The sequence below is a fragment of the Flavobacterium sp. W20_MBD1_R3 genome (genome assembly GCF_052119725.1).
Lineage (GTDB): Bacteria > Bacteroidota > Bacteroidia > Flavobacteriales > Flavobacteriaceae > Flavobacterium.
Genome location: NZ_JBGQOR010000003.1, coordinates 317,244 through 329,519, shown reverse-complemented (window position 1 = coordinate 329,519; position 12,276 = coordinate 317,244). Strand labels below are relative to the sequence as shown.

The 12,276-nt window shown below is 33.2% G+C and carries 10 protein-coding genes; 8 read left to right on the top strand and 2 right to left on the bottom strand.

Features of this window, described 5'->3' with window-relative positions; translation table 11 throughout:
* Nucleotides 1-41 precede the first annotated feature (41 nt).
* On the top strand, nt 42-974 hold the full coding sequence (locus ACEN2F_RS07370) for a peptidylprolyl isomerase (RefSeq protein ID WP_441737496.1): 933 nt from the start codon (nt 42-44) through the stop codon (nt 972-974).
* A gap of 437 nt (nt 975-1,411) precedes the next feature.
* Here ACEN2F_RS07370 and ACEN2F_RS07365 read toward each other — a convergent pair whose 3' ends face one another.
* Nucleotides 1,412-2,329: a transporter gene (locus ACEN2F_RS07365; RefSeq protein WP_441737494.1), complete on the bottom strand. Its 918-nt coding sequence runs from the start codon at nt 2,327-2,329 to the stop codon at nt 1,412-1,414.
* 124 nt (nt 2,330-2,453) lie between these two features.
* On the opposite strand from ACEN2F_RS07365, the gene ACEN2F_RS07360 reads away from it, so the two are divergent.
* The 7 genes from ACEN2F_RS07360 (at nt 2,454) to ACEN2F_RS07330 (ending at nt 9,434) form a co-directional block, all read left to right on the top strand.
* A complete protein-coding gene (locus ACEN2F_RS07360; protein ID WP_441737492.1) occupies nt 2,454-2,735 on the top strand; it encodes a DUF4834 family protein in 282 nt (93 codons plus the stop codon).
* Nucleotides 2,736-2,784: 49 nt separating this feature from the next.
* Nucleotides 2,785-5,214, top strand: a complete 2,430-nt coding sequence (locus ACEN2F_RS07355) for a YfhO family protein (RefSeq protein WP_441737490.1) — start codon at nt 2,785-2,787, stop codon at nt 5,212-5,214.
* Between the two features lie 57 nt (nt 5,215-5,271).
* Nucleotides 5,272-5,436: a hypothetical protein gene (locus tag ACEN2F_RS07350; RefSeq protein ID WP_441737488.1), complete on the top strand. Its 165-nt coding sequence runs from the start codon at nt 5,272-5,274 to the stop codon at nt 5,434-5,436.
* Nucleotides 5,437-5,442: 6 nt separating this feature from the next.
* A complete protein-coding gene (locus ACEN2F_RS07345; RefSeq protein WP_441737487.1) occupies nt 5,443-5,916 on the top strand; it encodes a nucleotidyltransferase in 474 nt (157 codons plus the stop codon).
* Between the two features lie 234 nt (nt 5,917-6,150).
* Nucleotides 6,151-7,440 carry a glycosyltransferase family 4 protein gene (locus ACEN2F_RS07340; protein ID WP_441737485.1) on the top strand — a complete coding sequence of 430 codons (1,290 nt, stop codon included), beginning with the start codon at nt 6,151-6,153 and terminating at the stop codon, nt 7,438-7,440.
* 41 nt (nt 7,441-7,481) lie between these two features.
* Nucleotides 7,482-8,942: a lipopolysaccharide biosynthesis protein gene (locus ACEN2F_RS07335; RefSeq protein WP_441737483.1), complete on the top strand. Its 1,461-nt coding sequence runs from the start codon at nt 7,482-7,484 to the stop codon at nt 8,940-8,942.
* 192 nt (nt 8,943-9,134) lie between these two features.
* Nucleotides 9,135-9,434, top strand: coding sequence for a hypothetical protein (locus ACEN2F_RS07330; protein ID WP_441737481.1), 300 nt, complete (start codon nt 9,135-9,137; stop codon nt 9,432-9,434).
* Between the two features lie 5 nt (nt 9,435-9,439).
* On the opposite strand, the gene uvrA is transcribed toward ACEN2F_RS07330, so the two are convergent.
* Nucleotides 9,440-12,235, bottom strand: coding sequence for an excinuclease ABC subunit UvrA (gene uvrA, locus ACEN2F_RS07325; RefSeq protein ID WP_441737479.1), 2,796 nt, complete (start codon nt 12,233-12,235; stop codon nt 9,440-9,442).
* Between the last annotated feature and the right edge of the window lie 41 nt (nt 12,236-12,276).

Genomic DNA, 12,276 nt, shown 5'->3' with positions numbered 1-12,276 from the left:
TAATTTTGTAAATTTGCATTTCAATAAAAAATTAAAAAGCAATGGAAAACGGAATATATGCTAAATTTAATACCATAAAAGGTTCTATTTTAGTAAAACTAACACACGATTTGACTCCTGGTACAGTTGGAAATTTTGTTGGATTAGCGGAAGGTAATTTAGAAAATAAAGTAAAACCACAGGGGGTTAAATTCTATAATGGATTAAAATTTCACAGAGTAATTCCTGATTTTATGATTCAAGGTGGTTGTCCACAAGGAACAGGGACAGGGGATCCAGGGTACAAATTTGATGATGAGTTTCATCCAAGTTTGAAACATGATCGTCCAGGTGTTTTGGCTATGGCTAATTCAGGACCGGGAACTAATGGCTCTCAATTTTATATCACGCACATTCCTACGGAGTGGTTGGATAACAAACACACTGTTTTTGGTCATGTAGTCGAAGGTCAAGACGTTGTAGATACTATTGCTCAAGGTGATATTCTAGATACTTTAGAGATTGTTAGAGTAGGTGATGAGGCTAAAAATTGGAATGCAATTGAAGCTTTCATAACTTTTAAAGGTTCCCGTAACAAAAGAGATGCTGCTTTGAAAGCAGATGCTGAAGCGGCGATGGAAAAATTGGCAGCAGGTTTTGAAAAAACAGAAAGCGGGTTGCGTTACCAATTCATTCAAAGAGGAGAAGGTAAAAAAGCAGAAAGCGGAAAAACAGTTGCCGTTCACTATGAAGGTTCATTAGAGAATGGGAAAGTTTTTGATTCATCTTATCCAAGAAAAAAACCAATTGAATTTAAATTGGGTCAAGGTCAGGTAATTGAAGGTTGGGATGAAGGAATTGCCTTGTTGCGCGTAGGTGACAAAGTACGTTTCGTGATTCCATCTCATTTAGGATACGGATCTCGTGGAGCTGGAGGAGCAATTCCGCCAGATGCTACGCTGATTTTTGATGTAGAATTAATGGAAGTAAAATAGCTTTCAGTACTTTTTTAGCTAATAAAAAGGCAAATACTAAAAATCCCAAAACGATAGTTTTGGGATTTTTTTGTGCTGTTTCTTAAAATATTTTATGTTTTAAGTAGTTGGACCTATTTAATGTCGTACTAAAAAAGGAGTGAAATAATATTTAACATATAAGTCATATAAGAATAAAACCTTAAATGACCTTATTATTGTTTAAGTTACAGAAGGCTAACACAATCGAAACTTAAACTTACATGACTTAAGTAGTTGGCCCTATTTAATATCATACTAAAAAAGGAGTGAAATAATATTTAACATATAAGTCATATAAGAATTAAACCTTAAATGACCTTATTATTGTTTAAGTTACATAAGGCTAACACAATCGAAACTTAAACTTACATGACTTATATGGTAAAAAAAATGCAACATTGTTTTATTCTTATTGCTTATCTCTTTTTTAAAGCTTCTTTTTCACTGTCCCCGCTGTCAATGTTTATTCGCACCTCTTGATAGTTTGCATCATAACGCCAGGAAATTCCTATTCCTCCATAAAGTGCAGAGGGTGTGTGTTTTAGGCTTGTGCTAATCGAGGCATCAATTTGGAGATCTTTATTTAACAAATAAGCCGCACCACCACGAACAATCGCATCACTGTAAAAATCACTTTTAAACCCTTGATTTTCAATGAATCCCGACCATTTGTCATTAAATCCTCTAGTCAAAGTCAACACGTAGCCATAACTTGGAAAATCGGTCGTTACATAATCAGCTATTATATTTGTTACAAAAACCCACCTGCCATCACCTAAATGATTTTGCGTGATCAACATTATTTTTGGTGATATATTAGAATCCGGAGAAAAAGAATACGGATTGTCTGCCATTGTAAAATTAGCTCCTGCAAATACAGAAACCGCAGGAATCAGCTGGTGCCAGTCAAAACTGCGATTGGCTTTCCAGCTGTAAATATTTACTTTTTTCTCATAATTTTTGAAAGGATCATACACTAAATACTTGGCTCCCAAAACAGTTTGCTTGAAGTCAGCTCTATTAATTTTGTTGAATAATGAAGTGTATTGTTCGTTTTGGTACTGTATGTCGGCTATCAGTTCTAATTTTTCCATAAATAAACCCCATCGCAAAGTGGCATCAATACCAAATCCGTTTACATCATAATTCAATAAACGATGGTTTTGTTTGATTCCGTAAACGCCAGTTTCTATTTGGATTACGGATTTTCCAACTGCAAAAGCGGACATGGTTTCACCAGGTCTGTTTGAGTTAATTTGGTCGGTATGTTGTCCATAATGTAGACTTGGGAATAGTAAAAAGGCGAGGGCGAATGCGATTTTGATTGTGGACATAATAATTTTTTATAGTTATAAAGTAACAATGCATATCAAATGTACTATATTTTATTATTTATTTAAGAGAGATAACTTAATTATGAACGGCTGATTTATTAATTTTGAAAAAAATTAAATATTTATGCAAATAGCTTCATTTTCTGGTTTTATAAAAGCAATTTTTTATATGATCGCTTTTTATTATATTTTTAGATTTTTGGCAAAATTATTTCTACCATTATTAGTAAAAAAAGTAGTGCAGAAAGCAGGAGAAAATATGCAGAAACAACAACAATCTGCACAAGACGATACGTGGCAAAAAACACAATCTAAGGATGAAGTACAATATAGCAAAGCAAACACTAAAAATCCTCGTGAAACCAAAAAAGTAGGAGATTATGTGGATTACGAAGAAATAGATTAGATTTGTCGTTTTTAGCGTTATTTTATCTTTTAATCCAAACTTTTTTAAATTGAAAATAATAAATAAGTTCTATCCTCACGCACTTGCCATTCTTGGTTTCATAGTTATTTCTTTACTTTATTTTTATCCTGTGTTGCAGGGAAAACAAATCTTCCAATCCGATATTGTTCAATATACTGGTATGGCTAAAGAGCAAAATGACTTTAGAGCCACGGATCATGTAGAACCGTATTGGACAAATTCAGCTTTTGGAGGTATGCCAACTTATCAATTAGGAGCAAAATATCCGCATGATTATATTGGGGTTATTGATGATGTATTGCGTTTTTTACCTCGACCAGCAGATTATTTATTTCTATACTTTCTCGGGTTTTATGGACTAATGCTTGTTTTAAAAGTTGATCCTTTGAAAGCATTCTTTGGAGCATTAGCCTTTGGATTATCAACTTATTTGATTATTATATTGGGTGTAGGGCATAATGCCAAAGCACACGCCATTGCATACATGCCGATGGTTGTTGCCGGATTTATTTTGGTGTATCAAAAAAAATATATTGTGGGAGGATTGATTACACTTTTTGCGACAGCATTAGAAATCAATGCCAATCATTTCCAAATGACTTATTATTTATTGATTTTCTTACTGATCCTTTCCTCGTATTTTTTATGGGTAAAAATTAAAGAAAAAGATTATAAATCTCTTGGGTATTCTTTTGGGATACTTATTGTTGCCGGAATATTTGCAATTGGTGCCAATGCAACAAATTTATTAGCAACTGCAGAATATGCAGATTTTAGTACTCGAGGAAAAAGTGAGTTGACCTTTAATCCTGATGGTTCGACAAAAGAGACTACTAGTGCGTTGACGTATGATTACATAACGGAGTACAGCTATGGAATTATGGAAAGCTTTAATCTCATTGCGCCCCGTCTTTTTGGAGGTTCTAATAATGAAGCCGTTGGAAAAGACAGTGCTATGTATGAATTAATGGTAGGCAAAGGAGTACCAGAAGATCAGGCTACTGATTTTGTTTCAGGAATGCCAACATATTGGGGAGATCAGCCTATAGTTGCTGCTCCTGCTTATATTGGCATTGTCGTTTTCTTTTTAGCAGTTTTGGCTCTATTTATTGATAAACGCCGCATAAAATATGTGTTTCTTTCCGGAGCTGTAGTTGCTTTGATACTGTCATGGGGAAAAAATTTTCCTACACTAACGGATTTTTTTATTGATTATATTCCGATGTATAACAAATTCAGAGCAGTTTCATCCATACAAGTTATTCTTGAATTGTGTCTTCCTGTTCTAGCGATTATGGGATTGCAGTCCTTTTTTATATTGGACAAAAAACTACAAAAGAAAGCTGTTCTAGAATCTGGTATTTTAGCGCTGGGAATCATAGTAATCTTGTTTTTTAGCAAAAGTATGTTCCATTTTTCTGGAGGTAATGATGCGTATTATCAAGAAAGTTACGGGCCTGACTTTGTAGAGGCCTTAATTCAGGACCGAATGAGTTTGTTTAGCGCTGATTTATTGAGATCAGGTTTCTTGATAGTCGTAACAGCGGGCGTTTTATGGTTGTTTGTTAAAGATAGATTTGCTCAGAAAACTGCCATTATACTAGTAGGTTTGTTGATGGTGTTTGATTTGTTTTTTGTGGATAAAAATTATGTTTCAGGAAAAGATTTTGTAAGCGGAAGAGAAGTAGAAATCCCATTTCAGGAAACAACCTCAGATATTGAAATTTTGAAAGACACAACTAATTACAGAGTTTTTGAAGTAAGTGGAAACTTATCTAGTGCAAGAGCCTCTTATTTTCATAAATCAATTGGAGGGTATAGTGCCGTGAAACCCCGCAGAATGCAACAATTATTTGATTACCAAATTGCCAATAACAATATGGAGATCTTAAATATGTTAAATGTCAAATATGTTATTCAAACGGATAAAGAAGGAAATGAATTTCCAACTTCGAATCCAAATGCTAATGGAAATGCTTGGTTTGTGCGCAGTGTGAAAGTGGTGAATACTCCGGATGATGAGATGAAATCTTTAGGAGAACTTGATACTAAGGAAGTTGCTATATTTAACAGGCATGAGCATGGATCTAAGTTTAAAAGTGTTGGACTGAAAAGAAGATGGGATATGAACGGAACCATTCAGTTAGACGTTTACAAACCCAATTACCTTCAATATACTTCTAATAACAGTAAATTTGCTTTAGCTGTTTTTTCTGAAATTTATTATGAAAAGGGATGGAATGCCTACATTGACGGGGTAAAAACAGTTCATTTTCCTGTTGATTATGTATTGCGAGCACTAGTCCTTCCTGCAGGTAAACATAAAATCGAATTCAAGTTTGAACCGCAAGTCGTAAAAACTGGAAGCACGATTACGTTGATTAGTTCTATAGGAATGTTGTTGCTTTTGATTGGTGGGATTTATTTTGAAAGAAAGAATAAGGAGTTAACTGTCTGATTTTTATTTGTAAATTTGATATAATAAATTTCGAATACTTTCTAAATTTTAAATGAAATGGGTAAAGTCAAATTAAATCATGCGCCTCCAACAATTATGGAAGTAAGATATCTTGAGGAAACAAGACAATTGACCTATCAACAACGTTTTGAAAAACTGATTGCAATAATCGAAATATCTTGTTTATTAAAGTCTGCAAAAAAATATTCAAAATCAAAATAATTTGAAATGAATATGCATAAACAAATAATAGATGTTTGGAAGTACTTGTCAGAAAACAATGTAAACTATTTAACCATCGGTGGATTTGCAGTAAATATTTACGGCTACGGAAGAAACACAGGAGATATTGATATTTTCATTGAAGATTCTATTGCTAATCGTAGAAATTTGAGAAATGCCATCAAACAAATAGGTTTAGGTGATTTTGAAAGTATTAATACAATGCAATTTATTCCTGATTTGACAGATTTTACTCTAAATATTAATTTTAGATTGGATATTATGACTTCTGTTAAAGGTTTAGAAAATCAGCCTTTTGCCGTACTTTTAGAAAAAGCAAATATCATAGACATAGATGGGATTGCAGTGTTTTTTATTGATTATGATAGTTTGATTATTTCCAAAAAAGCAGCTAATAGACTAAAGGATCAACTAGATATTGAAGAGTTGGAGAAACTGAATAACAAAAATATTTATTAAAATTATGAAAAAATTATTTGGTTTAAAATCGTTTCAGCAAATGTTGTTGTTACTTTTTTTATTAGGTTTTATTTTTGGAGTATTGTTTGGTATTTACTTATTTATACCTGACAAATTTAAATATTATATAATAATTCCCTCTTTACCGGCTTTATTTTTTATTTCAAGAGGATTGTATAAAAACAGTAATTTGTTTTTTATGGATTTAAAATCAATTACTATAAAATCCTAACTTTGAAATCAAAGAAAATTTTAATAATTACCTATTATTGGCCACCTGCCGGAGGACCAGGCGTACAGCGCTGGCTAAAGTTTGTCAAGTATTTGCCAGATTTTGGCATTCAGCCTATCGTATATATTCCGGAGAATCCAACGTATCCTATCATTGATGAAAATTTGGTTAAACAAGTTTCGGATAAAGCAATTATATTGAAACATAAAATTTTTGAACCGTATCAATTGGCTTCTTTTCTTTCGAAAAATAAGACCCAAAAAATCAGTTCAGGGATTATTCCAAATCAGAAAAAGCAATCTTTTCTGGATAAAACTTTTCTTTGGATTCGCGGGAATCTTTTTATTCCGGATGCACGTGTTTTTTGGGTAAAACCATCAGTTGCTTATTTGGAGAAATATATTGTTGACAATAATATTGATACGATTGTTACTTCGGGACCACCGCACAGTTTGCATTTAATAGGGTTGGAATTAAAGCAGAAATTAAATCTAAAATGGTTTGCTGATTTCCGTGATCCGTGGACCACTATTGGCTATCACAAATCCTTGCGGCTGTCTAGTTTTGCTGCCAAAAAACACAAAGCATTGGAACATCAGGTTTTGAATACAGCCGATACGATTATCGTAACAAGCAAAACCACCAAAACCGAATTTCAGGTGATTACCAATAAACCCATTGCGGTTATCACCAATGGTTATGATACGGAAGAAGTTGAAAAACAAACTCTAGATTCTAAATTCTCTTTGGCGCACATTGGTTCCTTTCTTTCGGAGCGAAATCCTCTTATTTTATGGGAAAGTTTGGTTGAACTTATTGACGAGATTCCAGATTTCAAATCGCATTTAGAAATAAAACTTATTGGAGCAGTCAGTCAGGAAGTTTTAGAGACCATTTCTCAATTCCGATTAAATCCATATTTGAATAACTTGGGTTATGTTTCACATGCAGAAGCGATTGCACACCAGCGAAAATCTCAGGTTTTACTGCTTATCGAAATCAATTCTGAAGAGACAAAAAGCATTATTCCTGGAAAATTATTTGAATACATGGTTTCAAACCGTCCAATTATTGGGATTGGTCCTATAGGTTCAGATTTTGCCGAGATAATTACGACTACCAACACGGGCGTATTTTTAAATTATTCGGAGAAAATGAAACTAAAAAGTGTAATTTTGGATTTTTATAATCAGTTTTTGGCGGGTAAATTACAATCAAATGGAGTGGGTTTACAAAATTATTCCAGAAAAAACCTAACCAGAGAATTGGTTGAGTTGCTTAACAAAATCTAAATTAAAAGTGAGATTACTTCGTATCTCGCAATGAAAAAATAATGGGAATAGTATTAAATCAATCTTTAAAGAATACGATAATTACCTATTTGGGTTTTGGCATTGGCGCAATAAATACCTTGTATTTGTATCCTATATTTTTAGGGGCTACTTATTACGCATTGACTAATTATATCCTTTCTGTTTCTAATGTGATCATGCCTTTATTTGCAATTGGAATGCAAAATACTTTAGTAAAATTTTATTCGCAATATCAAACCGATGAAGAGCGATCCCGGTTTTTATCCTTTACCGTTTTATTTCCTTTGCTTTTATCAATTCCTTTAATTCTGATTGGATTTATCTTTTTTGATGATATTTTGTTTTTTGTATCAAAGAAGAATCCCGTGGTTAAGGATTTTATATGGCTGATTCCATTTATTGGATTGTGCATGGCTTATTTCGAAATTTTTTACGCTTGGGCTAGAGTTCACATGCACTCCGTTTTTGGGAATTTTGTCAAAGAAGTAGGACTCAGACTGTTTTCTTTGTTGGCGTTAATAGGCGTCTATTACAAATGGCTAACAGTTGTTGATTTTGTTTATATCACGGCAGGAATTTATTTTTTGGCATTAATTATAACAATGGGATATGCTTTTTACATTAAAAGACCAAGTTTTCAATTTGCTATTCCTGCTAACGTGAAAGGTTTACTCGAGTACACTTTTTACATTATTTTATCAGGAAGTGTAGCTAATTTATTATTGGATGGAGATAAAATTATGCTTAACCAATATATGGTCATCGAAAATATTGCTTATTATTCTATCGCAACATTTATTGCTTTAGTTATATCAGTTCCAAGTCGTGCAATGCATCAGATTGTCTATCCAATTACAGCAAAGCTAATGCACGAAAATAAATATGATGCGTTGAATGATTTGTACAAAAAAACATCTATTAATTTACAAGTAGTTGGTGGTTTTGTAATGTTGGGAATTTTTGTTAACATCAATCAATTGTACGAAATAGTTCCAAAAGAGTACAGTGGTGGAATTTTAGTAGTTTTTATGATTGGGTTGTCTAAATATTTTGATTTGATATTAGGTAACAACAATGCTATTATTTTTAATACAAAATACTACCGAGCCGTATTGTTTCTTGGTGTTTTTCTCGTAGCTGTAGCCATTGCATTGAATGCGATATTTATTCCTTTGTACGGGATTATGGGGTCTGCTTTTGCTACCTTAGTATCAATAACTTTGTATAGTATTGCCAAGTTACTTTTTGTGGTAAAGCGTTTGCATCTGTATCCGTTCACTAAACAAACTTTGTATTCTCTGGGAATAACACTGTTACTTTTTTTACTGTTTTATTTCTGGGAATTTCCTTTTGAGCCCATTTTTAATATTATTTTAAAATCTATTTTGATTACGATTTTGTATGTATACATTAATTATAAATTCGTTATTTCCATAGAAATTAATGAAGCTTTAGATGTTGTTCTACAAAAAATAAAATAATTTTGAGGTAGTTTTTTGTTTTTAAACTCCTTATTATTAAGTTTTTACAGGTATTTGTACGTTTTATAAGAAAAATAAAAGTGAAATATCACTAAAAGTGGGTATTGTGCAGCTCTTAAATTGCTATTATTTTTGTGTAAAGCGTTTTTAACACTACTAGTTAAAGAATGCAGTTACATTACACAAAAAAATATGAAGAGCAATACCAGCATAACCGATGAAAATCTAAGTAAGTTTTCATCCGTTCTAGAAAATAAAACAAACCATGGATTTATAGTAGTAGAACGAAATGATAAATTACCTTTCGCTGTTTTAATGAAAAAAAAACAAAAAGTAAATCATTTTTTAAATTTCTTTATCTGTTGTGCAACATTAGGTTTATGGTCTTTCGCTTGGATCTATATCACGCGAGTTTCATCAAAAGCTAGAAAAATTGTCGTGGCAATTGATGAAGATGGAAATACTTTTGAAGAAAAATGCTACATGGGATAATTTAGTTAAAATTTATCTTTCAAATAGTGCCCAGTAACAGATCCTTTTATTTTAGCAACTTGTTCCGGAGTTCCTACCGCTAATAACTTGCCGCCATTTTCTCCGCCTTCAGGACCTAAATCAATAATCCAATCTGCGCATTTTATCAAATCAAGGTTGTGTTCAATAACAATAATTGAATGTCCTTTGTCTATCAGGGCATCAAAAGAAGCCAGTAGTTTCTTGATGTCATGAAAATGCAATCCGGTTGTAGGTTCATCAAAAACAAATAAAGCTTTGTCTTTTGTAATTCCTTTTACTAAGAATGAAGCCAGTTTTATACGTTGCGCTTCTCCACCAGAAAGGGTAGAAGATGATTGTCCTAATTGCACATAACCCAATCCCACATCTTGCAATGGCTGTAATTTTTGAGTGATTTTAGTCTGTTTATTTGCTGTAAAAAACGCTATTGCATCATCGATGGTCAGCGATAGAATGTCGTGAATATTTTTACCGTCAAACAGGACTTCCAGTACTTCTTTCTTGAATCGTTTTCCATTGCAGGTTTCGCAAGGCAATTGTACATCAGCCATGAAAACCATTTCTACATTTATAGAACCTTCTCCTTTGCAGGTTTCACATCGTCCACCATCTACATTAAAAGAGAAATGTTTGGCCTGATACCCTCTTATTTTTGATAGCTTTTCCTTAGCATACAATTCCCGAATATCATCATACGCTTTGATATAAGTTACGGGATTAGAACGGGAACTTCTTCCTATTGGGTTTTGATCTACGTATTCAATGTGTTTAATTTGAGCGAATGAACCACTCATTTCAGTAAATTGTCCTGCTTTTTCACCTGCATTATCCAGTTTTTTCTGCATGGCCGGAAAAAGAATTTTCTTTACCAAAGTACTTTTTCCGCTTCCAGAAACTCCGGTAATGACTGTTAAAACATCTAGAGGAAAAGTAACATCAATATTTTGAAGATTGTTTTCTCGAGCTCCTTTTATATCAATGAAATTCTTAAATAATCTTCGTTTTTTAGGAACTGTAATTTCTAAATCTCCGTTTAAATATTTTGCCGTCAATGAAGTTGATTTTAATATCTCGTCATACGTTCCCTGAGCTACTAAATGACCTCCTAAAGTTCCCGCTTCTGGACCAATATCTATAATCATATCAGCGGCTTTCATGATATCTTCATCGTGTTCTACTACAATAACTGTGTTTCCTAAATCGCGTAAGGAAAGCAGTACTTTTATCAAGCGCTCTGTATCTTTTGGGTGTAAACCAATACTTGGCTCATCCAGAATATACATAGAACCCACTAAACTACTTCCAAGTGAAGTTGCTAAGTTGATGCGTTGCGATTCTCCTCCAGAAAGTGTTGCTGAATTCCTGTTTAATGTCAGATAATCCAATCCTACTTCGGTTAGAAAGGCCAAGCGATTATTGATTTCTACCATTAATCGTTTGGCAATTTGTTTTTCATACACATCCAAATCAACGTTTTTGAAAAAAGTAACTAAATGTTTTATAGGTAAATCAACTAAATCAGAAACTGTTTTTTCGTTAATTTTCACATAAGAAGCCTCAATTCTCAAACGTTTACCTTTACAGGAATAGCATTTAGTTTTGCCTCTATAGCGCGAAAGCATTACTCTGTTTTGTATTTTATAATTTTTTGCCTCTAGTTCTTTGAAAAAGTCATTCAGTCCCTGAAAATAGCTATTTCCATTCCAGATTAGCTCTTTTTGATCTTCGGATAATTGGTAGTATGGTTTGTGTATTGGAAAATCAAATTTGTAAGCGTTATTTACTAATTCGTCTCTAAACCAACTCATGCTTTCTCCTCTCCAAGGGAAAATTGCATTTTCAAAAATAGATAAAGTGGTATTTGGCACCACTAATTCGGCATCAATGCCTATGATATTTCCATAACCTTCACAAACGGGACACGCTCCATACGGATTGTTGAAACTAAACAAATGAACGTTTGGTTCCAGGAATGTGATTCCATCTAATTCAAAATTATTGGAATAAGAATACTTTTTATCCGAGTTTAATTCCTGTAAATGGCAAATTCCTTTTCCTTCAAAGAAAGCAGTTTGCACCGCATCAGCCAATCGATTGTAGAATTCTTCTTCTCCTGAAGTTTCGTGATTAACCACAATTCGGTCAACGATTAGAAAGATTTCTTTTTTCTCTAGTGAATCCGGTAAATCATCCAGACGAACCATTTCATTATTGACTAATATTCGGGCAAATCCTTGTTGTAAAAGGACTTTTAGTTTGTCTTCCAGTTTTCGTCCTTCTTCCAATTGGATGGGTGCCAGTAATAGCCATTTGCTGTCCAATTCAAATGTTTTTACATCAGAAACAACATCTGTCACGGTATTTTTTTTGACTTCACGACCAGAAATAGGAGAATAAGTTCGTCCTATTCTGGCAAAAAGTAATTTTATGTAATCGTATATTTCTGTTGACGTTCCTACCGTAGAACGGGCATTTGTGGTATTTACCTTTTGTTCAATAGCAATTGCTGGAGCAATTCCCTTGATATATTCCACTTTTGGTTTGTCTAATCGTCCAAGAAATTGTCTTGCATACGAAGATAAACTTTCTACATATCGGCGCTGTCCTTCGGCATACAAAGTATCAAAAGCCAAGCTTGATTTTCCAGAACCCGAAAGTCCTGTTATAACCACTAATTTATTTCGGGGAATGGCGACATCTACATTTTTTAGGTTGTGTACTTGTGCGCCTTTTATGATGATATTTTTCTTTGGATCTAATTTCGAAAGGTCAACTTGCATAAAAATGATAATTTGCACAAAAGTAATCAATTTTCAACAGA

What these genes read in the sequence shown, in the direction of transcription:
- ACEN2F_RS07370 (WP_441737496.1), top strand. Translation starts at nt 42, where the DNA reads ATGGAAAACGGAATATATGCTAAATTTAATACCATAAAAGGTTCTATT.
- ACEN2F_RS07365 (WP_441737494.1), bottom strand. Translation starts at nt 2,329, where the DNA reads ATGTCCACAATCAAAATCGCATTCGCCCTCGCCTTTTTACTATTCCCA.
- ACEN2F_RS07360 (WP_441737492.1), top strand. Translation starts at nt 2,454, where the DNA reads ATGCAAATAGCTTCATTTTCTGGTTTTATAAAAGCAATTTTTTATATG.
- ACEN2F_RS07350 (WP_441737488.1), top strand. Translation starts at nt 5,272, where the DNA reads ATGGGTAAAGTCAAATTAAATCATGCGCCTCCAACAATTATGGAAGTA.
- ACEN2F_RS07345 (WP_441737487.1), top strand. Translation starts at nt 5,443, where the DNA reads ATGAATATGCATAAACAAATAATAGATGTTTGGAAGTACTTGTCAGAA.
- ACEN2F_RS07335 (WP_441737483.1), top strand. Translation starts at nt 7,482, where the DNA reads ATGGGAATAGTATTAAATCAATCTTTAAAGAATACGATAATTACCTAT.
- ACEN2F_RS07330 (WP_441737481.1), top strand. Translation starts at nt 9,135, where the DNA reads ATGAAGAGCAATACCAGCATAACCGATGAAAATCTAAGTAAGTTTTCA.
- uvrA (WP_441737479.1), bottom strand. Translation starts at nt 12,235, where the DNA reads ATGCAAGTTGACCTTTCGAAATTAGATCCAAAGAAAAATATCATCATA.